Genomic DNA, 24,098 nt, shown 5'->3' on the forward strand with positions numbered 1-24,098 from the left:
AGTGGTTTATGAGGTGTTATCATGGGTAAAGCAAATAAAGTAGTACTCGCATATTCTGGTGGCTTAGATACTTCTGTTATCATTCCTTGGTTAAAAGAAAATTATGGCGCTGAAGTTATTGCTGTGTGTGTAGACTTGGGCCAACCTGAGGATTATGATGCAGTTGAGAAAAAAGCGATCAAATCTGGCGCATCTAAAGCGTACATCGTTGACGCTAAGGAAGAGTTTGTAAAAGATTATGTATGGCCTACTGTAAAAGCTGGTGCAATTTATGAAGGTAAATATTTATTAGGTACATCCTTCGCGAGACCTTTAATTGGTAAAATTCTTGTAGATATTGCAAAAAAAGAAGGCGCTGATGCAATCGCTCATGGTGCGACTGGTAAAGGTAATGACCAAGTTCGTTTTGAGTTGACTATCAAAGCATTAGCTCCTAACATGAAAATCATCGCTCCTTGGAGAGAATGGGATTTGAAATCTAGAACAGACTGTATGGAATATGCTGCTAAACACGATATTCCAGTTGTAGCTACAAAATCTCATCCATATTCTATGGACCAAAACGTATGGCATTTGTCCCATGAAGGCGGCGATCTTGAAAATCCAGCAAATGCACCTAAAGATGATGTGTACTTGGTAACACATACACCTGAACAAGCTCCAGATGAAGCTGGTTATGTAACTGTATCCTTCAAAGAAGGTGTACCTGTAGCTGTAGATGGTCAAGAAGGTACTCCATTACAAATATTAGAAAAACTCAATGAAATCGGCGCACATTATGGTGTGGGCGTTGTAGATATCGTTGAAAATAGATTGGTAGGTATGAAATCCCGTGGTGTTTATGAAAACCCGGGTGGCTCCATCATCATGTATGCTCACAGAGAACTTGAATACCTTTGCTTAGATAGAGCTACATACCACTACAAAGAACTCATTGCTAACAAATACGCTGAACTCGTATATGATGGCATGTGGTTTGCGCCATTGATGAACGCATTACAAGCGTTTGTTGATGAAACTCAAAAAACTGTAACCGGTGAAGTAAAACTTAAATTGTACAAAGGCAATATCATTTCTGCGGGCAGCACTTCCCCATATTCCTTGTACAGCGAAGATTTCGTAACATTTGAAGAAGATGATGTATACGATCAATCTGATGCAGAAGGTTTCATCAACTTGTTTGGTTTACCTCTCAAAATTAATGCATTGATGAAAGAGAAAGCAGGTAAATAATGGCTAAATTGTGGGGCGGGCGTTTCACAAAAGGCACTGATAAAGCGGTAGAGGATTTTACATCCTCTATCGCTTTTGATGCGCGGATGTACGCCGAAGATATTGCAGGTAGCAAGGCACATGCGACAATGCTGGCAAAACAACATATTATCTCCGACGCAGATCGAGATGCTATTTTAGCAGGTTTAACGAAGATTAAAAATCAAATCGATAAAGGGGAATTCCCGTTCTCCGTGGCTCTTGAAGATATTCATATGAATATTGAAAAACGCCTTACCGATGATATCGGTGAAGCCGGTGGTCGTTTGCATACCGGCCGCAGCCGTAATGATCAGTGTGCAGTAGATTTGCATATGTATGTGCGTAAGGCTGTTGTGGAAATGGGTGAACTCATCGTAGATATGCAGAAGGCTCTCATCGAAACAGCTGAAAAGTATAGTGATGTTATCATGCCTGGCTATACGCATTTACAACGGGCTCAACCTGTATTGTTTGGGCATCATATGATGGCCTATTTCTCTATGTTGGAACGCGATTTTGATCGTTTGTTGATGGTATTCAAACATGCTGACATCATGCCACTTGGGGCCGGCGCATTAGCTGGTTCTACATACGGCATTGATCAAACATATACGCAAAAGCTTTTGGGCTTTTCTCGTATTTACGAAAATAGTATGGACGCCGTATCTGACCGTGACTACGTAGTTGAATTCTTGTCCTTTGCATCTCTAGTGATGATGCATTTGAGTCGTCTTAGCGAAGAGTTGATCTTGTGGTCTACCAATGAGTTCAATTTTATTGAACTTGATGATGCTCACTGCACGGGCTCTAGTATTATGCCGCAAAAGAAAAATCCTGACGTTTGCGAGCTGGTTCGTGGTAAAACAGGCCGTACCTATGGTCATTTGTTAGGCCTTTTAACAACTTTGAAAGGCTTGCCTCTTACATACAACAAGGATATGCAAGAGGATAAAGAAGGTATCTTCGATGCTATTGATACAGTACACTTCGCATTGTCCATTAATGCGGCTATGATTCGTGGTATGAAGGTCAATGGGGCTCATATGAAAGCAGTCCTTGATGACGACTTCTCTAATGCTACGGATATGGCAGATTATCTTGCGAAGAAAGGTGTCCCATTCCGTGAAGCCCATGAAATCGTAGGTAATGCGGTGCATCATTGCATCGAAAAAGGTTGTGTACTTCTTGATTTATCGGTAGAGGACTTCAAAGCAATCTCTCATCACTTTGATGCGGATATTCTTGATGCCATTTCCATTGAAGCTTGTGTTGCAGGTCGTAATAACTATTCTGGTACGGCGCCAGAATGTGTGGAGCGACAACGCAATAATGGTAAAGCTATTATCGTTGCTGAGGAAAAACAAATTGCTGAATGGAAAGCAATCGTTGAATCTGTACAAGAGTAGAGCTTAGTGCGGAATAAGTAGTAGATAAAAATAAAGAATAGTTATCAATAAAATCTGGAAAAATAAGATCGATATACATATAAGGATTTCATTAAGGGTCTAATATTGCCCATTATACTTATATGTATATCGATTTTTTATTTAAAAGCTAGACGATACCTATAAAGCCCAAAATTCTAATTGATAATCCACTATTAAAATGATGTATTTACATGTACATATATAGTGGACTGTGAGAGAATAATAGTCTTGTACTAGGACACTATAACCGTGATAGATAGGAAAAATTACATCTATACACAGAATAAAATGGGGTAAAAATATACTTTGCCACGATTAAAATGAGTTCTGTTCGATTTTGATGATAAATTACCTATGATTTATTCAATTCGTGTAATATGCCTTGTCCGCCAATAAAGTACTTTTATTTTGGTTTCATAGGTGTTATTATTTAACTCGTAATAAGAATAAAAACGGTAAATTCACATTCAAGCCCATCACAGCACGAACTGAATTTACTTAGCGGTATATATATTTTAAGTGAATTATGGACGAGAAAAAATTCACCTTAGTGAAAGGGGATTGATACATGAAAACCACCGCTAAAAAAATGTCTGTATTCCAGCTAACCACAATGGTAGCAGCCAATATGCTAGGAGCTGGGATCATTATGTTACCAACTAATTTGGCTCAAGTTGGTACTATTTCAGTTTTATCTTGGCTCGTGACAGCTGTGGGTGCGCTTTTACTAGCGTATATTTTTGCTCAAGCGGGTATGTTCTCCCAAAAACAAGGGGGCATGGGCGGTTATGCAGAACATCGCTTCGGTAAAACTGGACATTTTATGGCGAGCTATGCTTACAGCATATCTCTCATCATTGCTAATATCGCCATCGCGGTATCTGCCGTAGGTTATGGCGCAGCTTTCTTTGGTGTTGACCTCAATGCGACACAAACAAGTCAAGTAACAATTGTGCTCTTGTGGTTTGCAGCGATTCTAAACTTCAGAGGGAATCGTTTCACAGGTCGACTCAGCAATATGACTATTTGGGGCTCTATTGTTCCGGTTTTATTAATCGGTACAATCGGCTGGTATTGGTTTGATCCATCTATCTATTGGGCGGCATGGAACCCAAATGATCTTCCGCTTTATGATGCGGTAAAACAATCTATTTCCCTAACTTTATGGGGCTTCCTAGGATTTGAGTCCGCAGCGGCTAATGCTGATGCTGTTGAGAATCCAAAGAAAAACGTACCTATCGCAACTGTGGCGGGTACATTAGCAGTGGCAGTGGTTTATATCTTGTCCACAAACGTTATGGCAGGTATTGTGCCTAACGTTGATTTATTAAATTCTAACGCACCATTCGGTTTGACATTCGTATACATGTTTAATGATACAATTGCAAACATCGTTATGGCTGCTATGGTTATTTCTTGCTTTGGCGCTTTGCTTTGCTGGCAATTCACATTGTCTCGCGTCTTCAAAAGTGCAGCAGAACATGGTTACTTCCCTAAAATATTCGCTCGTGTAAATAGCAAAGATGCTCCTGTTCGTGGTGTATTGATTTTACTCGCTGTTGAAACATTACTTACTTTATTCACTGCAAGCGAATCCTTGCGTGAGCAGTTTGAAATCCTAGTAAACTTAGCGGTTGTAACTAACGTAGTACCGTATGTATTGTGCATCTTGGCAGTACCTACAATGATGCGTATGGCTGGCGTAGCTGAAAGTCGTATTAAACGCTCTAATTACTTGTTCGGTATAGGCGTTCTTTACTGCCTATATGCAATCTACGCATGTGGCTTTGATGCTATGGTAGGTAGCGCAGTGGCAGTAAGCATAGGCTTGGTGATCTATGTTTTGCGTAAAGCGTGGGATACACGCAGAGCACACCGCTTACAACAAAGTATTGATTAACTGAATACATCTCGTCTTATTAGAGGCTATTACTTGGTAATAGCCTCTTTTTTATCATAATCATGCATTAGACTTATAATTAATGCGAGCTAGATATGAAAAAATATAAAGAGTATTATTATTAATCAAATTTTTGCTGTGTATAAAAAGATTTTATAATAAAGTTTTTACATTGCTTTATTATTATTAAAATTAATATATATACCGTCATATACAGTAAATATAATAAAAAATTATTTATATAAGTTAATTTATATAATTTTATGCAGGATTGTGAATTTAATCATTAATCAATATTTTTTATCAGTATAAAAATTATATTGAAAATATGCGAAATACATATACCCATAAGGGGTATATGTATTGTAAATAGAGTGTTAATATAGTATATTTATAATCGATAAAAATGAATGAACTAGTGAGTGTCGGTATTTACCGAGCGTAAAAGAGGAAAATGGGTGAAAAACCCATACTATGCAAATAGCTGTAATGAGGAGCAAGGTTTCATTATAGGGTCACTGGGAAACTGGGAAGGCCGAAATGTTGCGATGAATCAGAGTCAGAAAGCCTGCTCTAAAGGCATGGTATGCATATGCTGTGCTTAATTTGGGTTAGTCGGGCGACTAACCTTTTTTCGTTCCCTAGCCTTTAAGCTTCATCGCTATATAAAAAGCTAGTACCATTAGTTTGTCATTTGAATTGTTGTTAGTGTTTAGAGAGTTTAGGAGGCGCCTATGGGCAAACGCTTTGTCAAACAATTGGGGCAATTTATTGTTACCTTGTTTGGCATCACATTTTTGACATTTTGTCTCACCTATTTAGCACCAGGTGACCCAGTAACGATGTTACTTGAAACGGCAGATACTATCGTATCTCAGGAGCTTATCGATGAAACTCGAGCTCAGCTTGGGTTAGATAAACCATTTGTAGTACAGTATGCAAACTGGGTCGTCAATGCCGCACAAGGTGATTTAGGGATGAGTTATTCTGCTAAAAAACCAGTAGTAGATCGTATGTTGGAGGCTTTACCAGGTACATTAATGTTAGCGGGTACGGCTTTAGTATTTACGCTGCTCTATGCATTGCCTGCAGGTATTATAAGCGCTTTAAATCGTAACAAATGGGTTGATTATGTGTTGAGATTTCTATCCTTCGTAGGCGTATCTATGCCTACGTTCTGGTTAGGTCTTGTACTGATTTACATCTTCGGTCTTAAATTGGGCCTTGTACCGATTGCATCCTCTCGAGTGACTGCGTCTGGTGTTATTTTGCCCGCTATTACTTTGGCAGTTGTTGTTGGGTCTAAATACATGCGTCAAGTGCGGCTCGTTATCCTTGAGGAAATGCAAAAGGATTATGTTATTGGCGCTCGTGCTCGCGGTGTTAGTGAGATAAAAATTTTATTCGGTCATATTTTACCTAATGCGGTGTTACCACTCATCACTATTCTTGGTGTTGTTATTGGTTGGTTACTAGGTGGTGTGGCAGTCGTAGAAATGGTATTCTCTTGGCCGGGACTTGGGAATATGGCAATTTATGCTATTACTATGCGCGATTATCCATTGATTGAAGGTTTTGTGTTGTGGGTTGCTTTAGCATATATGTGTATTAACGCATTGGTTGATGCATCATATATCTTATTAGACCCTAGATTGAAAAGGGAGAGAGCATAATGGCAGAATTTATTCAAAAACATAAATTGTTCTCTTTCTATAGTGGGTTGATGATTATCATTGTTCTCATCGCTATCTTTGCACCCTGGCTTGCACCGGGCGATGCTTTCACCTCAAATATAAGTCAGGCATTGCAAGCACCAAGCAGCCAACATTGGTTTGGTACAGATAAATTAGGACGTGATGTATTATCTCGTATCATTTATGGTACTCAATTATCCTTGTTCATGGGCGTATCCATCGTCGTTATCATGGTGAGCATTGGTACTATCATCGGTGCTATAGCAGGCTATTTTGGCGGTAAAGTTGAAATGGTTCTTATGCGTTTAGCAGACATCATGTTATCATTCCCTGGTATCGTATTGGCTATTGCTATTGCTGGTATTCTAGGTGGTAGCATTGTAAATACGATTTTAGCCTTATCTGTTGTAGGTTGGGCAAAATATGCTCGTATTGTACGTTCTATGACGCTCAAGGTGCGCGGTGAGGAATATGTAACGGCTGCTGTTATGATGGGCGCATCTACGACGGACATCATCAGACGTCATATCATTCCTAATATTATGCCTCTCGTTATTACAACAGGTGCATTAGATATCGGGGCTATCATGATTGAGGTAGCAGGTTTATCCTTCCTTGGCTTTGGTGCTCAGCCACCGACTCCAGAATGGGGTCTTATGCTTAACGAGGGTCGCCAGTACTTGCAAACGAGTCCATGGCTCATGGCATTCCCTGGTATGTCCATCCTTATCGTGGTTGCTATTTTTAATCTTTGGTCTGACTCCTTACGAGATGTAGTGGATCCAAAAAATCAAGGATAAAATTGTTTTTACCTTCATAAATTTGAATCTTTATCTAGTGAAAGTTTCATTATGACTGGTAAGAAATTATGGTTTTTCCATCACAACTATTTTAGATAGTGATGATGTTAAATGTTTTTATGTTTTACATGTAGTTGTAAAAGGAGATTTTAAATGAAAAAATCTTGGAAAAAGGCCCTATTAGCAGGTCTTAGTATTGTAATGATGGGTTCCTTCATAGCTGGTTGTGGGTCTGATAATAATGGTGCTGCTAACAAAGATGTATTAAAAGTAGGCGTTACTAACTTCGCATCCACATTAGAACCTACAGAAAACTTCTTCGCATGGGTTGTAATGCGCTATGGTGTAGGTGAAACATTGGCTAAGTTTGACGAACAAATGAAACCTCAACCATGGATTGCATCTAAATGGGAAGTATCCCCAGACCATAAAACGTGGACTTTCACAATCAATGATAAGGTGAAATTCTCCAATGGTAAAAAAGTTGATGCAGCAGCTGTAAAGGCGTCTATTGAACGTGCTTTTGCAAAGTCTAATCGTGCGAAAACATTCTTCGAATATGACTCTATGGAAGCTAATGGTCAACAATTAGTTATTCATACAACAAAAGAATATCCTAATATGCCTGGCCTTTTAGCGGATCCGTTGTTCCTAATCGTTGACGTTCAAGCTGAAAAAGATGGCCGTAACTTTGCGAAGGAAGGTCCTATCGGTACAGGCCCATATGTAGTTAAATCCTTCACTAAAGAACGTGCTGAAATGGCTGCGAACGAAAACTACTGGGATGGTACAGTACCATTTAAAACTGTAGAAATTCCTTCCATCGATGACCCTAATACGCGTGCTTTGAGCTTACAATCTGGCGACGTAGATATGGCTGTTAACATCGGTCCTGGTGAAATTGGTTTATTCCAAGGCAATGATAAATTCAAAGTAGATGAAATCGCATCTCTTCGTGTCGTATTGGCCCGTATTAATCAAAAAGGTATTCTTGGGGATGACAAAGTTCGTGCTGCAGTTATCTCTGCAACAGACCGTAAAAACTATGCTGATGTATTGTTAAAAGGTACATTCATTCCTGGTTCCGCTCCAATTCCACCATCCATGGACTATGGTTTCAAAGACTTGAAAGATCCAAATGCATATAATCCTGAACGCGCTAAACAATTGTTAGCAGAAGATGGCTGGAAAGATACAGATGGCGATGGCATCCTTGATAAAGATGGCAAACCATTAACATTCAACTTCGTAGTATATAACTCTCGTGCAGAATTACCACTTTATGCAGAGGCTGTTCAAGCAGACCTTAAAAAGGTTGGCATCGATATGAAAATCAAAACAGTTGACTATAACTTGATCGATAAAATGGGTCAAGAAGGCGACTATGATATGCTTATCTCCAATATCGTAACAGCTAATACAGGCGATCCAATCTGGTTCTTGGCTAACTACTGGCACACTAATAACAATGGTTCCAACCCTCAAAATGGTTCTGGTTACTCCAATCCACAAGTTGACCAATTGTTAGATGCAGCTGAAACTGAATTCGACCCAGCAAAACGTCGTGATTATGCAATCCAAATTCAACAATTGTTGATGAATGATGGCGCTGCATTATTCTTAGGTTACCCTAAAACTAATATCGTTACAGGTTCTTACTTGAAAGGTGCTGTAATGTACCCAAGTGATTACTACTGGATTACTAACAAAATTACAAAATAGTGAGGAGCTATAATGGCAGAAAACATACTAACTGTAGAAAACCTTAACATTGCGTACCAAGGTGTGCCTGCTGTTATGGATGTGAACTTTACCTTGGAACGCGGTAAGGTATTAACCATCGTAGGTGAGTCCGGATCCGGTAAAACTACCGTGATCCGGGCCCTCATGGGTTTATTGCCTGTAGGTGGTGAGGTAACAGAGGGTACAATGCTCTTTAATGGTCATGACCTTCGTACCCTATCTAAGTCTGAATGGAGATCCATACGTGGCAAAGACATAGCCATGATTTTCCAAGATAGTGGTAGTGCATTAGATCCAATCGTTCGTATCGGTAAACAATTTAGAGAATTGTTTAAATCCCATATTGAAATCGATAATGACGAATGTGACCGTCGTGCCATTGTGCTTTTAGAAGCCGTATCTCTACCGAACGGGGCAGATATATTACGTCGCTATCCTCATGAGTTATCTGGTGGACAACGACAACGTGTTGGTATTGCCATGGCATTAGCTTTGGATCCTGCATTACTCATCGGTGATGAACCGACATCTGCGCTAGATGTAACGACACAATCTCAAGTGGTTATGCAAATGCTTGACCTAGCTAAAGAGCATAACTCCGCAATCGTAATGGTAACCCATAATCTTGGTGTAGCGGCGTATATGTCCGACTACATTATCGTTATGAAAAAGGGCCGTGTCGTAGATGCAGGTACTCCTAAAGACATTTTGGAAAATCCATCTAATGAATATACGAAACAATTAAAAGAGGCTGTACCAACATTGGGAGGAGGTCGTTACATTGACTAACTACGCAGTAGAATTAAAAAATGTATGTAAACGATTCCCACTTCCCACTGGTGGTGAACTCGAAGCATGTAAGGATATTAATATAACTCTCGAAAAAGGTCAGTCCCTTGGGATTGTAGGGGAATCTGGCTCTGGGAAAACAACATTGGTTCGTATGATCATGAAAATGCTTCCTATTACGGAAGGTGAGATTTATGTGGATGGTGTAGAGATTCAACATATGAACTCCGAACAAACGAAAGAATACCGTAAAAAAATTCAAATGGTATTCCAAGATCCATCTGCAGCCTTTAATCCGCGAATGAAGGTGAAGGATATTATTCTTGAGCCACTATACAACTTTGGTCTTCTTGAAAAGGGAAAAGAAGAGCAAATCGCAGGTGACTACCTGGAAATGGTAGATTTACCTCGTGAGTTTATGCATCGCTATCCTCATGAAATGTCCGGGGGGCAACGCCAACGTGTTGCCATTGCTCGTGCTATCGTATTAGAGCCAGAAATTCTCGTTCTAGATGAGGCTACTAGTGCTTTAGACGTATCTGTACAAGACTCCATTGCGTACCTTTTGGCGCGTTTACAAAAAAAGAAAAATTTAACATACCTATTTATTGCTCATGATATTGCCTTTATTCGTACTATGTGCCACAAGGTGGTCGTAATGTACAAAGGTGCTATCGTTGAAGAACTAGATGCTTTCCACTTGGCGGATGCAAAACATCCATATACAAAGGTTTTATTGAGCTCTATCTTTGAAATTGGTCAAGATCATAAGCCGCTTACCTTGGATGAGGCTGCATTAGAAGCTTAATAGGAAAATTTACTTTCAAAATTTCAAAAGTATAAATTTGAAATGTAGAGAGTTACATCGGATAGGTAAACTTAAAATAGCAGTTAGTTTCAAGACTAACTGCTATTTTTATGCATAGTTAAGATATGAAATTTTTTAATAGATATATTGAAATGTTTCTCAAATTATACATTGTGTTAACACCTAATATATAGTATAGTTGACTGTATAAAATATACCCCTATGGGTATAATAAGATATGCTCATATGAAGTGATGTACATAGATTCTCTTTATATTAACTATTGTAAAAGCAGGTTATATTTACTAGATTATGTTAATGCAAAAAATAGTGAGTATCTGAGTATAAATAGATAGTTAATGTGTGTAGAAAGGTTAGGTGTATAAATGAAAGGATTACGCAAGTCTTTACTAATTGGTATGACCCTTGGTGTGACTATGCTCGGGACTATTGGTTGTATGAATCAAGATTCTGCTTCATCTAATGATGTATTAAAGGTAGGGGCTATTAGTTTTGCTGGCACATTAGAACCAACGGAAAATTATTTTAGTTGGGCCGTTGTACGATTTGGTATAGGTGAAACGCTTATCAAGTTTGATGATCAAATGAAAGCAACGCCTTGGCTTGCCACCTCTTGGAAGCAAGGTGATGACAAGTTAACATGGACTTTCACCATCAATGATAAAGTTAAATTCTCAAATGGTAATAGTTTGACAGCTGAGGCGGTAAAAGCATCTTTAGAACGAACTTTTGCTAAAAGTAAACGAGCAAAAACGTTCTTTAACTATACAGAAATTACTGCTAACGGTCAGGAGTTGACCATCAAGACTGACAAGGAATATTATAATTTGCCCAACTTGTTAGGAGATCCATTGTTTTTGATTATGGATGTGACAGCAGAGGCGAATGGTCGTGATATTGCAAAGGAAGGTCCTATTGGTACTGGTCCATATGTAGTATCCTCTTTCACAAAAGAGCGTGCTGAACTAAAGCGCAATGATAATTACTGGGATGGCAAGGCAGGCTTTGCTAAGGTTGAAATCCCATCTATTAATGATGCGAATACTCGTGCTATGGCGTTACAAGCGGGCGATGTAGATATGGCCGTTAACATTGGACCTGGTGAATATAGTATCTTCCAAAATGATAAGAAATTCACTATCTATGAAATGTCTTCCTTGCGTGACGTATTTGTTTGTATGGGGCAAAAAGGGAAACTACAGAATCCTAATCTTCGTGCAGCCCTCATTGCAGCAGCAGACCGTGAGTCTTATGCGAAGAACCTCATGAAGGATACGTTCGTAGCTGGTAAGGCTCCATTGCCACCATCCATCGATTATGGCTTTAACCAATTACGCGATCCTAATAAATATAATGTAGAGCGCGCTAAAGAATTACTTAAACAGGAAGGCTATGAAGATACGAATGGTGATGGCATTGTCGATAAAGATGGTGAAAACCTCGTACTTGATTTTTATGCCTACACAACTCGTCCTGAATTGCCATTATATGCGGAAGCATTGCAAGCGGACTACAAAAAAATCGGTGTAGATTTACGAATTAAAATCGTAGATTATGCGGTTATCGACACATTATCTCAATCTGGTGATTATGATATGATTATCTCTAGTGTTGTAACCGCTAATACGGGTCAACCAGTATGGTTCTTGAAACAATATTGGGGTACAGGTGTTGAAACTAATGGGTCTGGCTTCTCTAATCCTCGTTTCGATGAATTGTTGGCTCTTGGTGAAAGCAGTAGCGACCCAGTGGTGCGTCGTAATGCAGTTATCAATGCGCAACAACTGATGTTAGATAACGCTGTAGCATTATTCCTTGGGTATCCTAAAATTAATATTGTAGGTAATAAACGTATTGATGGTATCAAGATAACACCGTCTGAATACTATATCATTACAAAAGATTTGAAAAAGAAATAAAGTTTGTTGCTTACATAAAAATAAAAGGACTAGCTCGCATGGGCTAGTCCTTTGTGTTATCTAAATATTATTTTTTTTCTGTTACATCTAAGTCTGCCATGTTAACTGCATTGGCCTTGCCAATCATTTTATTATACTTGGTAAATAATTGCGTATAAGCTTCGCCATAAGATGAGTTGATAATAATGTAGTTGCGTGCTTCTGCAACAAATTCTTTTACTGAGTCTTGATACTCTCTTACCGCATTTTGTACTTCTGGTGTAGTACCAGGTTGTAATTTATTGAGGCGTTGTGTAATTTGTTGTAAGTTTGATTCTACCTTTTGGGTGTCTGTATTCCCATCTGGATCAATAAGGTCAATAGTTTGTGCTGTTATGAGATTTATCTCTATAAAGTTAACCGCATTTTCCCGTTTTTCTCCCTGATACTCAGTCATGCGTTCGTTATAAAGCTCATTATTACGATTATCTAAAGCTAAGTCTAATGCATTATATGTAGCGTAGAACTGTTCTGCTAAAGGTACATATTGAGCTGCTAGCTCATCGCTACCTTTATAATTATCCTTTTCATAACGACGTTCCACATAGTAAGATTGCAACTGATCAGCAATAGGAATAATTTGATCAAGTACTACGAGGACATCATTTGTTGCTTGGTTTACATCTTCGTAGGGCGTAGAACTATCTTGTTTTGCTACCTCTAATGCAGCTTTAAGTTCCTTATATTTAGGTAAGGTAATCGTCGTATTATGAGACCCATTGCGCAACTCTTCAAGAGTTGGCTGTAATTGGCTAGCATAGGCTACACTGTAGGAGTTATATGCATCTAATGCAACAATATAAGGTCGTATGGCGTTGATTTTATCGTCAACGGTTGATCGATATAAAATTGTCGTTGTATTGGATGATAAGAGTGTATACACCCCATAGATCCCACCACCGATAATAGCAGCACCGAGCACAATGGCTGCTATTAACTTGATGTACCCCTTTTTCAACTGCGCACGCTCCTTGAAAACACACTAACTCTTTTGGATCCATTTGGACAGACTAATGTCCTAAGAGTAATTATTTACATTATATCACAACTTTACGTGGCAAAAAAGACGTATAGATACGATAATTATAAGGAATAGATGAAAATGTTAGATTTGGACATGTATTTATATTTATAATTAACGATTAAACGATGAATGAGGCTGTAAGCTGTTATAAAAATATACTTTTAAAAGTAAAACTATATACTCTCTAGACGTTGCAGCTGTGGCTGGTATAATAGCAAGTATAGTATTCATTATATGGGGAGTTCGTTATGTCAGAATCGAATCATTTAATCAATTTTGCTACATCTTCGGAACTTATTGCTAATGGGGAAGGGCGTAATGTGCTATCTGCCATTGAGGACGGATTACGCAGTTGTGATGAGTTTTTAATATCTGTAGCTTTTATTACATCAGAAGGTTTGTTGACGTTAAAGCCAATCTTAAAGGAATTAGAGGATCGTGGTGTTCGTGGTCGTGTGTTAACGACAGATTATCTTGGTTTTAATAGTCCACAAGTTTTGGAAGATTTAGGAAGTTTAAATAATATTGAGTTAAAAGTGTATTGTACCACGCAAGGTAGTGGTCATGGATTCCATACAAAAGGCTACATTTTTAGAAAAGATGAATCTTATCAGATAATAGTTGGTAGTTCTAATTTAACTATTAATGCATTAAAGAAAAATCGTGAATGGAATACTCGCTCTGAAGCTCATTGCAGTGATACCTATGCTCGAGAAATTACGGAAGAATTTGACTTATATTGGAATTCAAAATTTTCTATTCCCTATGAAGATTTTATTCCTTGGTATAAACCAAGATGGGTACGGCCAGAGCGCGCTTCACAAAAGACTGTAGCAGAGCAATTTAGAAAAATAGATTTGGGTCAACTAGAGCCCAATAGTATGCAACAACAGTTTATTGCTAACTTCAATGAACTAAGGGCTAATAATGCTAAAAGAGGCCTTTTGATTTCTGCTACGGGTACCGGCAAAACCTATGCGGCGGCTTTTGCTATGAGAGAAATGAAGCCTAAAAGAATATTATTTTTAGTACATCGGGAGCAAATTGCAAAACAAGCGATTGCCAGCTTTGAGCGGATTTATAATGATCCATCCATTACATTTGGTTTGGTTTCTGGGAATGCTAAATATTATAATGCGACTCATGTATTCTCTACGATGCAAATGATGGGCCGTAATGATGTAATGAAACAGTATGATCCAAAGGAATTTGACTGTATTATTATTGACGAAGTGCATCGTGCAGGTTCAGATAGTTACCAACGCATCATTGATTACTTTGATCCTCAATTTTTATTGGGAATGACAGCTAGCCCGGAACGTACAGATGGTTATGATTTATATGAATTGTTTGACCATAATATTATTTACGAAATTCGATTACAACAGGCTTTAGAAGAAGATTTATTATGTCCATTTCATTATTTTGGTATTAGTGATTTATGGGTAGATACTCAAGAAGATATTTCTGATATGGAGGTATCCTTTTCAAACTTGTCTACAAAAGAGCGGGTAGATAAAATTATAGAAAAGATTCGCTATTTTGGACATAGTGGTAGTCGTGTAAAGGGCTTAGTATTTTGTAGTAATCGAGTTGAGGCAAAAGAGCTGTCTAATGCTTTTAATGAGCGTGGTATTTATCGTACGATATGTTTAACTGGTGAAGACAGTCAAGAAATTAGGGAGAAAGCAATTGCTCGATTAACTGGCACAGGAGAGTACCAAGGTCGTATTGATGAACAGCTAGACTATATCTTTACCGTAGATATCTTCAATGAAGGTGTTGATATTCCAGAAATTAATCAAGTTATTATGCTACGTCAAACGGAAAGCCCTATAATCTTTATTCAACAACTTGGACGTGGTCTTCGTAAATTTGAAGATAAAGAATATGTAGTTATCTTGGATTTCATTGGAAATTATACAAATAATTTTATGATTCCATTAGCCTTATCTGGTGATAGGAGCTATAACAAAGATACATTGCGTCGTTATGTACAAGCTGGCAATCGTATTATTCCAGGTACATCAACTGTACATTTTGATAAAATTGCAAAACAACGCATTTATGAATCTATTGATACGGCAAGATTTTCCGATATGAAATTAATTAAAGAAGCCTATTTTAATTTACGCTTCAAATTAGGTCGTATTCCTAAAATTTCTGATTTTGCCGATCATGGTTCGATTGATGTTAGTAGAATTTTTAGTAAATTTAAGTCCTATCATCATTTCTTGATAAAGGTTAAGGATAAGGACTATGATATATCCTTTACACCGGTTCAGGAGAGAATGCTACATTTTATATCTCAGAAATTAACGACCGGTATACGTGTAAGAGAGCTTCTATTGTTGCAAGCATTACTAGATGGTCGTGATGATGTGATTAATTATGTTTCCGAAGAGCTATTTGATAGTTATAATGTAGACCTATCGGAATATGGACGTGTTAATCTCATCAATATGATGACAAATCAATTTGGTGTTCAAGTAGCACAAAAGACATTTGCCGATAGTGAATTTATTGAATTTTCCAATGGTAGATATGGTATATCTCGAATCTTTAAACAGGCTTTAGAGGATAATAATTTTAAGGAACAAGTTCAAGAGCTTATTGCTTATGGATTGAAGCAGTTCAATGATAAGTACAAAGATAATATTTATGGTAATACACCATTTGCATTATATGAAAAATATACGTATGAACAGGTTTGCCAATTATTAGAGTGGCCTCAAAACGAAGTTCCTCTCAACATTGGGGGTTATAAATTCCATAAAGAAACAAAGACATATCCCGTTTTTATTAATTATCATAAAGCAGATAATATTCAAGATACCATTAAATATGAGGATAGATTTGAGAATCCAGGATTACTAAAAGCTATTTCTAAAAATAAGAGAACCTTTGCTTCTGATGATGTACAAACCGCGTTTAATGCTGATGAACTAGGTGTTGCTATGCATTTGTTTGTGAGAAAAAACAAAGATGATGAAGAGTCTAAAGAGTTTTACTATTTGGGACCGATTCATTCTACTGGTCAGGAAAATGCTAAAGAAATCTCCATGGCTAATGGTACTGCGGCGGTAGAATTAGAATATGTACTCGAAGTACCTGTACGGGATGATATTTATGATTATATTGTTAATGGATAAGGATATATATGAGTGAACAACGAAAACATATTGAAGTGGTGGCAGCTATTATAAAAAAGGATAATACCATACTAGCAACTCAACGAGGCTATGGTGATCTTAAGGATGGATGGGAATTCCCGGGTGGCAAAATTGAATTAGGTGAAGCCCATGATGTAGCTCTTATTAGAGAAATCAAAGAAGAGTTAGAAGCGGATATTAACGTTCAAGAGCATATTATTACGATCGAATATACAGGTTATGAAAAGTTTGATTTAACAATGCACTGTTATTTATGTTCGTTGGAAAATGATTCTAATATTACTTTAGTAGAACATGAAGCTGCAAAATGGTTATCTAAAGATAGTTTATATTCTGTGGATTGGTTACCTGCCGATATTGATGCGGTAGATGCCATATACAAACGCTTGTAAGTTAAACATTAAATTACGTATAAGTCCCTATCTTAGATAGGGGCTTTTTCATGTTTATCTAGTTTTAATATTACGCAAATAAATAACTTTTACTGTGCCAAAATAAATTGTATATCCCGTTGTACTCGTATATAATAATATTATCAGATTTGTATTTTTCGATATAATCAAAGAAAGGAGTACAACATGTCAAATTTTATCACTCCTAAAGAATTATTAGCTTGTTTCGATGAGGTCATCATTTTAGATGCTCGAGGGTATCAAGATTATAAAAAGGGCCATATTAAGGGGGCTTATGCGGTAGATTTAGATAAGGATTTAACAGGTCCTTTGGGCGAGCATGGTGGTCGTCATCCGTTGCCAGATATGGAACGATTGGCTCATACCTTTGAGTCTTATGGCATTACTCGCAACTCCAAGGTTGTAGTATATGATTCTTGGCTATTTTTAGCGGGCCGTCTTTGGTGGACGTTGCGCTACATGGGCTTAACTGATGTACGTGTATTGTCTGGTGGTGTTGAACGTTGGGTTCGAGAGGGCCATCTCCTAACTAAAGAGCCTACTCCATTACCTGCTGAACCATCTATCTTTAACTACGAGTTGCAAACGCATATGGTTATGAGCCGTGATGAGGTACTCAAGGCTAGTGAAAGCGGAGATCATGTTATCATTGATGCTCGTGCACCATTCCGCTATGATGGATCTCAAGTAGATACGATGGATGGCATGACAGGCCATATCCCTGGCGCTGTTAATCACTTTTATGAAAGCGGTTATACCGTAGATGGTCCTAAATCCTTGAAAGATTTAGAGGCTGAGTATTACAACGAAATTTACCAAAATAGGCCAGTTGTAACGTACTGTGGGTCTGGTGTGACTGCCTGCAATGCGTTGTTAACCATGAGTGAAGTAGGGCTTGAATCTGCTTTATATGTTGGTAGTTCTAGTGACTGGGTAACGTATGAAAGCTTCCCGCTTAGTACAGGTGTAGAAACATTAAACTAACTTAGGAGGGCGAATGAATCTATTAAAACAATTATTAACAGTCGTTGCCTTTGGTTATTTGTGTTATCATATCTATACCTTTGGACCTGGTATGTTTAATGTAACTGTATTAGTAATCCTTGTCTTGTCGGCGGTGGCTAACTATTTTCGTGAGAAACGTGAAAGCGATCTTAAAGCAAATGAAAATGCCCGCAAGGCTCGTGCAGAAGCAAGACATGCTAAGAAACATAAAAAGCAGTAGTATTGCTAACATATAATCTTTAGATTAGCTTACATTAAGCAAAAACTTGACGTATATTCTATGTGAAAGAGACTTTCACCAAGTTAAATACGGTGAATAGTATTAGATTGATGCGAAGTATTATAAAGGAGTAAGAATTGAAATTAATTTCTTGGAATGTAAACGGCCTCCGCGCCGCTGTAACAAAGGGATTTATGGAATCCTTTAATGAATTAGATGCAGATATTTTCTGCCTGCAAGAAACAAAATTGCAACCCGATCAAATTTCTTTGGAGTTGCCAGGGTATGAGCAATATTGGAATAGCGCTGTGAAAAAGGGTTATAGTGGTACTGCCGTATTCACGCGCGTTAAGCCTTTGTCTGTAGCTAACGGTATTGGCATTGAAGAGCATGATCAAGAGGGCCGTGTTATCACTGCTGAATATGATAATTTCTATTTAGTATGCTGCTACACACCTAATAGTCAACGAGAATTGGCACGCCTTGATTATCGTATGACTTGGGAAGATGCATTCCGCAATTATCTACTTGAATTAGATAAGAAAAAGCCTGTCATTCTATGTGGTGATCTCAATGTAGCACACCAAGAAATTGACCTAAAAAATCCTAAGACGAACCGTAAAAATGCAGGCTTCTCCGATGAAGAGCGTGCAAAGATGACAGAACTCTTAGGGGCAGGCTTTACAGATACATTCCGCCATCTCTATCCAGATGCGATTGAAGAATACAGCTGGTGGTCCTACATGGGGAAAGCTCGTGAACGAAATACAGGATGGAGAATTGACTATTTCATCACATCTAAACGTCTTGACGATAAAATCCAAGAAGCTAAGATTCACCAACAAATCTTTGGCTCTGATCACTGTCCAGTAGAATTGGTTATTGATCTATAAAATTTTAGTGAATGTAAAAGCACAGCCTCATCTACGGATGAGGCTGTTGTGATAGAAAAGGAGATACTATGGCTCAAAAACAAAAGGCCGTCGTTCTTTTTAGTGGTGGCGTAGATAGTACTACGTGTTTAGCCCTTGCCATTGAACGATTTGGCAAAGATAATGTGGTGCCTTTATCGATTCAATATGGTCAAAAACATAGTAAAGAATTAGAGGCTGCTATAGCTATTTTAGAGTACTATGGCATGGAAGGTAAAACGATGGATGTTACTAAGTTATTTGCCTTTAGTAACTGCTCCTTATTAGCACAATCTAGTGAAGATATTCCGCAAGGTTCCTACAAAGAACAACAAGATATAGAAGGCAAAGGGATAGTAAGCACTTATGTACCGTTTAGAAATGGTTTATTCCTATCCGCCGCAGCATCTTTGGCGTTATCCTTAGATTGTGGCTATATCTATTATGGTGCTCATAGTGATGATGCGGCGGGCAATGCATACCCTGACTGTACGGAATACTTTTACAAATCCATGGGTGACGCCATCTTTGAAGGATCCGGTAAAGAATGCTCCTTAGAAGCACCCTTCATTAACTCCAACAAAGCTGACATCGTAAAAGAAGGTCTACGCCTCGGCGTACCATACCACTTAACCTGGTCCTGCTACGAAGGCGGAGACAAACCATGCGGACACTGCGGTACCTGCATCGACAGAGCCAAAGCCTTTCACGCAAACGGAGTCGAAGACCCAGCATTGTAATTCCCATAAACTGGCTTAGACAAGTAGTCGCCTTTTAGGCGGCTACTTTGCATATACTCTAATAGAGTAGCATGTATATGTGATTTAAGGCGGACTTGTACGTCACTAGTATTAGGGTATAAGTAGAGTTGCTAAATTTGAAGTGGTGGCAGATACCTTTTCAAAGAGCGACTTTGGCAGGTTGAGGCCTTCGGCCGATGACCGGTTCGCCAGTGGAGCGATGAGGAAAGGTATCTTACGCCACCCCGTCCTTACAAACTTAACACTAATAGTAGATTCACAGACAAGTCCGCCTACAACCAAATTGGTTGCGAAAATATTAGATATATGCTAATATTAGTACTGCCTAAAGGCGACAACTAAATAAGACAGTTTGAAACCATCCTGTCTCTAAACAAAACTACGGAAATTCATAAGCATTTATAGCATGGTAGTTTTGCCATGCTTTTTTTATTTTGAGGAGGTGAGTGTTATGATTTCTACACGCAAATTGACTATTTCTGCTATGGTTGTGGCATTGTACATCGTTGTATTGTATGTAACGCAAAGCGTTTCCTTCGGGGCTTATCAAATTCGTATAGCAACATCATTATATGCACTTGCTTATGCCTTTCCGTTCTTGGTGATTCCCATGGGGATTGGCAACCTCATTTCTAACTTCCTATTCGGTGGTCTTGGCATCCTCGATATGATGGGGGGCTTTGGTGTCGGTGTAGTAACGACAGGCATCATCGTAGGGATGCGCAAGCTTGGCCTCAGCGCTTGGTGGGCAATGCTGCCAATCGTCTTTGTGCCTGCGTTATGTGTGCCCTTGTGGCTCAGCCCATTACTTGGTCTACCGTACTGGCCATTAGTGTTGAATCTTATCGTGGGTCAAACTATTCCAGCGATTCTTGGTTCTGTATTGGTGAAAGCTTTGATGAGCCGTCCTAGTGTGGCTGCTTTGTTAGGTGCTTTTAAATAATAAGTGGTTTTATTGACAAAACTAAGTAAATAATTGAATCTCAAGAGATGTTTCGATTATGTATATAGGTAAATAAAAAGGCGTAAGCTCAATGTGAGCTTACGCCTTTTCCATGGCTAACATGTATGGAGGTATAGGAGTTTAACAGTTGTAGCCACGCCACTTAGTTTCAACTACGAGTCGTTCAAGAGCAACCATGTACGCTGCTTGACGAGGAGGTACATTATATTTATGTTGCATTTCCCAAACAGCTTCGAAGCTATTTTGCATATTTTTAGTTAATCTTTCATTAACCTCTTCTTCAGTCCAGTAGAAGCTTGCTTTGTTTTGTACCCATTCGTAGTAGGATACAACTACGCCGCCACCGTTGGCAAGCACATCAGGAATGATATCAATGCCCTTTTCATAGAAGTATTTATCCGCATCATTAGTAGTAGGACCATTAGCTCCTTCCAAGATGATCTTAGCTTGGATATTTTCCATGTTGTCTTTATTTAATTGGTTTTCAAGGGCTGCCATGTACAATACATCCACTGGTTGAGCCAATAACTCTTGAGGCCCAATTGTAGTCATGCCTGGTTCGCTGTAACCTTCTAGGGAACGACCGTGGGAGTTAGCATATACGTATGCTTTTTCAACATCGAGACCGTTAGGATTGTAGATGTTAACACTTACGTCGCCGATAGCCACAACTTTTGCACCTGCTTGTGCAATGAGACGAGCACCTACGGAACCTACGTTACCAAAGCCTTGAACTGCAACTGTAAGGTTTTTAATATCTAAGTTTTTCTTAGTAAGATAGCTTTGCAATGCGATGAGACAACCGCGACCAGTCGCTTCATTACGGCCTAAGGAACCGCCTACTTCGATTGGTTTACCTGTAACGATACCTGGGCTCCATTCGCCTTTTAATGTGCTGTATTCGTCAGCAATCCAGCTCATGATTTGGGCATTCGTATTTACGTCTGGTGCAGGAACGTCAGTATTAACACCAATGATAGGTGCAATACGACGTACGAAGTTACGAGTTAAGCGTTCTAATTCACGAGGGTTTAAAGTTTTTGGATCGACTTTAATGCCCCCTTTACCGCCGCCATAAGGAATGTTAGCGATAGCGTTTTTAATAGTCATCCATGCCGCAAGTGCACGCACTTCGTTTTCATCGGAATCTGGATGGAAGCGAAGACCACCCTTAGCACTACCACGCAATGTGGAATGTTGGCATCGATAGCCTTCGTATACGCGAACTTCGCCATTGTCTAGTTGAAGAGGAACTGCTACTTTTAGTTCCCGTTCTGGGTGACGCAATACTTCGTATTCACTACGAGTATAGCCGAGCTTTTCAGCTGCTACGTCTAATGTGTTTAACATGTTTTCATATGGGTTATAACCGCTCATAATTACCTCCCGGATAACAGAGTAAATTAATTAGTGCTAATTTTTCACATACTTAAGTATTCGACATTATAAATAGAATACCCTTTATATTTTTATAAATATATTCTATAGTTTTTAACCTTTAAAAGTAGGAAAAATATAGATAGTTACTGTGATATCTGTCACTTTAAAATCTCTTGGTGGAGGATAGTCTTATCTATGAAAATGGATACTTTTACAAAAAATAAAAATCTATATTCTGAAGAATATAGACCCATCTGTATGTATTAATAAAGTATTTTAAAGATTATACGAATTTAAAGATTATACGAAAAAGACTGGTGAAAGATACTTTCACCAGCCTCATAGGTCAATATATTTTATTTTTCCACTGTATCTTCAATCGGAGTAGGAGGTACGGAGGAGTCTGTAGTTTGACCATCGCCCCACCATACGATGCCATATGTGTGATTTAGGATGGAACGGTTAAATACAGGCGTTTCAATACCTGCTTTGCGTTGTTTGATATAGTCGTCAAGGGCAAGACCTGCTGTGCGCCCCATGCGTACGATGGAACTTACGTTAGTTAATACTAAGAAAGCCATGAATAAATCGGCTAGATTCCATACGAGATCTAGAGAGGCAACAGAGCCAACAAATGTCATAAGAATTACGCCAATACGGAACAAATGTAGGTAGAATCGTTTATTTGTTAAGTGGCTGATATTGATTTCACCGTAGTAATAGTTACCAATTAAGGAACTAAAGGAGAACATAACGATGAAAATGGCTACGGCTGTAGGCGCCCAAGAACCAAGTTGTTGAGCTAGATTATGTTGTACAAGAGCAATGCCTGTTAGACCTGTAGTGCTGTAATCACCCACGATGAGTACGATGAAAGCAGAAGCTGTACAAATGATGAATGTATCAAGGAATACGCCGAATGCTTGTACAAGACCTTGTTCTACAGGGTGGTTAACAGCTGCCGTAGCGGCTGCGTTTGGAACAGAACCTTCCCCGGCTTCGTTAGAGAAGAGCCCCCGTTTGATACCATTCATAACAGTAGCACCTAATAAGCCACCACCTACTGCAACAGGCTCAAATGCGGAGGCGAAAATAGTATAGATTACATGTGGGAATTGGGTGATATTCATAATTACCACAAATAATGCAGTAGCAATGTATAGAATCGCCATGATAGGAACAATGATTTCAGATGCTTTTGCAACGCGGTTGATACCACCGAATATGATAATACCAAGAAGGACTGCTACTACAGCGCCTGTATAGGACACATCAAGGTTAAATACCTGGAGAGATGCAGCCAAAGTATTGGCTTGTACAGAATTGTAAATCCAACCATAGGTAATACTGATTAAAATAGCAAATAGAACAGATAATGCCTTGTTGTTTAGACCATACCGAATATAGTAAGCTGGTCCGCCATAGAAACCGCCCTTAGCAACAGGTTCTTTGTAGATTTGTGCTAATGTAGATTCGATGAAGCCCGTGGCAGCACCGATGAGTGCGATAACCCACATCCAGAAAATAGCACCAGGGCCACCAAGTACAACGGCAATAGCTATTCCTGCGATGTTACCAACACCTACACGAGATGCGGTACTAACACAGAATGCTTGAAATGAGGATACATGGTTCTTTTCTGTAGAGCTACCTGCGCCGTTAATTACGAGGCGAATCATTTCTTTAATCATGCGAATTTGTACAAAATTCGTTGTCATCGTAAAGAAGAGGCCTGCGCCGATAAGAATAAAAATGATGAAATAACTCCATAAATAGCCGTTTATGGTAGATATAGCATCATTAAGCATTGCTTCCATAAAAACTCCCTTTCCTATAAAAAAATCCATATTTCA

General features: G+C 38.7%; 19 protein-coding genes and 1 riboswitch. Of the genes, 16 read left to right on the forward strand and 3 right to left on the reverse strand.

Features of this window, described 5'->3' with window-relative positions; all coding sequences use genetic code 11:
* Nucleotides 1-21: 21 nt before the first annotated feature.
* From NE668_RS07225 to NE668_RS07265, 9 genes are all read left to right on the forward strand, one after another.
* On the forward strand, nt 22-1,233 hold the full coding sequence (locus tag NE668_RS07225) for an argininosuccinate synthase (RefSeq protein ID WP_004697508.1): 1,212 nt from the start codon (nt 22-24) through the stop codon (nt 1,231-1,233).
* Nucleotides 1,233-2,660 carry an argininosuccinate lyase gene (gene argH / locus NE668_RS07230; RefSeq protein WP_119562544.1) on the forward strand — a complete coding sequence of 476 codons (1,428 nt, stop codon included), beginning with the start codon at nt 1,233-1,235 and terminating at the stop codon, nt 2,658-2,660. Before NE668_RS07225 ends, argH begins: the two co-directional genes overlap by 1 nt.
* Nucleotides 2,661-3,249: 589 nt before the next feature.
* On the forward strand, nt 3,250-4,581 hold the full coding sequence (potE, locus tag NE668_RS07235; RefSeq protein ID WP_004697529.1) for a putrescine-ornithine antiporter: 1,332 nt from the start codon (nt 3,250-3,252) through the stop codon (nt 4,579-4,581).
* 402 nt (nt 4,582-4,983) lie between these two features.
* A riboswitch (cobalamin riboswitch) is annotated at nt 4,984-5,171 on the forward strand.
* 144 nt (nt 5,172-5,315) lie between these two features.
* Complete coding sequence (gene nikB / locus NE668_RS07240) at nt 5,316-6,254, forward strand: nickel ABC transporter permease (protein WP_004697516.1); 939 nt, start codon at nt 5,316-5,318, stop codon at nt 6,252-6,254.
* On the forward strand, nt 6,254-7,075 hold the full coding sequence (gene nikC / locus NE668_RS07245) for a nickel transporter permease (RefSeq protein WP_227037332.1): 822 nt from the start codon (nt 6,254-6,256) through the stop codon (nt 7,073-7,075). Before nikB ends, nikC begins: the two co-directional genes overlap by 1 nt.
* A gap of 153 nt (nt 7,076-7,228) precedes the next feature.
* Complete coding sequence (locus NE668_RS07250; protein ID WP_024061596.1) at nt 7,229-8,797, forward strand: ABC transporter substrate-binding protein; 1,569 nt, start codon at nt 7,229-7,231, stop codon at nt 8,795-8,797.
* A 12-nt stretch (nt 8,798-8,809) separates the two neighbouring features.
* On the forward strand, nt 8,810-9,607 hold the full coding sequence (locus tag NE668_RS07255) for an ABC transporter ATP-binding protein (protein ID WP_227037333.1): 798 nt from the start codon (nt 8,810-8,812) through the stop codon (nt 9,605-9,607).
* The gene (locus tag NE668_RS07260; RefSeq protein WP_101928478.1) at nt 9,600-10,415 is read left to right on the forward strand and encodes an ABC transporter ATP-binding protein; all 816 of its coding nucleotides are present in this window, start codon (nt 9,600-9,602) and stop codon (nt 10,413-10,415) included. The genes NE668_RS07255 and NE668_RS07260 overlap by 8 nt, the downstream gene beginning before the upstream one ends.
* A 386-nt stretch (nt 10,416-10,801) precedes the next feature.
* Entirely contained in the window at nt 10,802-12,355 is a 1,554-nt protein-coding gene (locus tag NE668_RS07265) for an ABC transporter substrate-binding protein (RefSeq protein ID WP_227037334.1), read from the forward strand.
* 67 nt (nt 12,356-12,422) lie between these two features.
* Here the strand turns inward: NE668_RS07265 and NE668_RS07270 are convergent, their stop codons facing one another.
* Nucleotides 12,423-13,352, reverse strand: coding sequence for a DUF3829 domain-containing protein (locus NE668_RS07270; protein ID WP_004695044.1), 930 nt, complete (start codon nt 13,350-13,352; stop codon nt 12,423-12,425).
* Nucleotides 13,353-13,666: 314 nt separating this feature from the next.
* On the opposite strand from NE668_RS07270, the gene NE668_RS07275 reads away from it, so the two are divergent.
* The 7 genes from NE668_RS07275 (at nt 13,667) to NE668_RS07305 (ending at nt 20,844) form a co-directional block, all read left to right on the forward strand.
* On the forward strand, nt 13,667-16,570 hold the full coding sequence (locus tag NE668_RS07275) for a DEAD/DEAH box helicase (RefSeq protein ID WP_227037335.1): 2,904 nt from the start codon (nt 13,667-13,669) through the stop codon (nt 16,568-16,570).
* 8 nt (nt 16,571-16,578) lie between these two features.
* Complete coding sequence (locus NE668_RS07280; protein ID WP_120056047.1) at nt 16,579-16,983, forward strand: (deoxy)nucleoside triphosphate pyrophosphohydrolase; 405 nt, start codon at nt 16,579-16,581, stop codon at nt 16,981-16,983.
* A 186-nt stretch (nt 16,984-17,169) separates the two neighbouring features.
* A complete protein-coding gene (locus NE668_RS07285) occupies nt 17,170-17,988 on the forward strand; it encodes a sulfurtransferase (RefSeq protein WP_105087029.1) in 819 nt (272 codons plus the stop codon).
* Nucleotides 17,989-18,001: 13 nt separating this feature from the next.
* Nucleotides 18,002-18,229 carry a hypothetical protein gene (locus tag NE668_RS07290; RefSeq protein ID WP_008602417.1) on the forward strand — a complete coding sequence of 76 codons (228 nt, stop codon included), beginning with the start codon at nt 18,002-18,004 and terminating at the stop codon, nt 18,227-18,229.
* Nucleotides 18,230-18,366: 137 nt separating this feature from the next.
* Entirely contained in the window at nt 18,367-19,122 is a 756-nt protein-coding gene (locus NE668_RS07295; protein WP_101928473.1) for an exodeoxyribonuclease III, read from the forward strand.
* A 68-nt stretch (nt 19,123-19,190) separates the two neighbouring features.
* Nucleotides 19,191-19,880: a 7-cyano-7-deazaguanine synthase QueC gene (queC, locus tag NE668_RS07300; protein WP_101928472.1), complete on the forward strand. Its 690-nt coding sequence runs from the start codon at nt 19,191-19,193 to the stop codon at nt 19,878-19,880.
* A gap of 472 nt (nt 19,881-20,352) precedes the next feature.
* On the forward strand, nt 20,353-20,844 hold the full coding sequence (locus NE668_RS07305) for a QueT transporter family protein (protein ID WP_227037336.1): 492 nt from the start codon (nt 20,353-20,355) through the stop codon (nt 20,842-20,844).
* A gap of 141 nt (nt 20,845-20,985) precedes the next feature.
* On the opposite strand, the gene NE668_RS07310 is transcribed toward NE668_RS07305, so the two are convergent.
* Together NE668_RS07310 and NE668_RS07315 are read right to left on the reverse strand one after the other, a co-directional pair.
* Nucleotides 20,986-22,242 (reverse strand): Glu/Leu/Phe/Val family dehydrogenase, encoded by a 1,257-nt coding sequence (locus NE668_RS07310; protein ID WP_227037337.1) that lies wholly within the window; start codon nt 22,240-22,242, stop codon nt 20,986-20,988.
* A gap of 359 nt (nt 22,243-22,601) precedes the next feature.
* Nucleotides 22,602-24,062 (reverse strand): alanine/glycine:cation symporter family protein, encoded by a 1,461-nt coding sequence (locus NE668_RS07315; RefSeq protein WP_227037338.1) that lies wholly within the window; start codon nt 24,060-24,062, stop codon nt 22,602-22,604.
* Nucleotides 24,063-24,098 lie beyond the last annotated feature (36 nt).

It is taken from the genome of Veillonella parvula (assembly GCF_024461875.1).
Classification (GTDB): domain Bacteria; phylum Bacillota; class Negativicutes; order Veillonellales; family Veillonellaceae; genus Veillonella; species Veillonella parvula_I.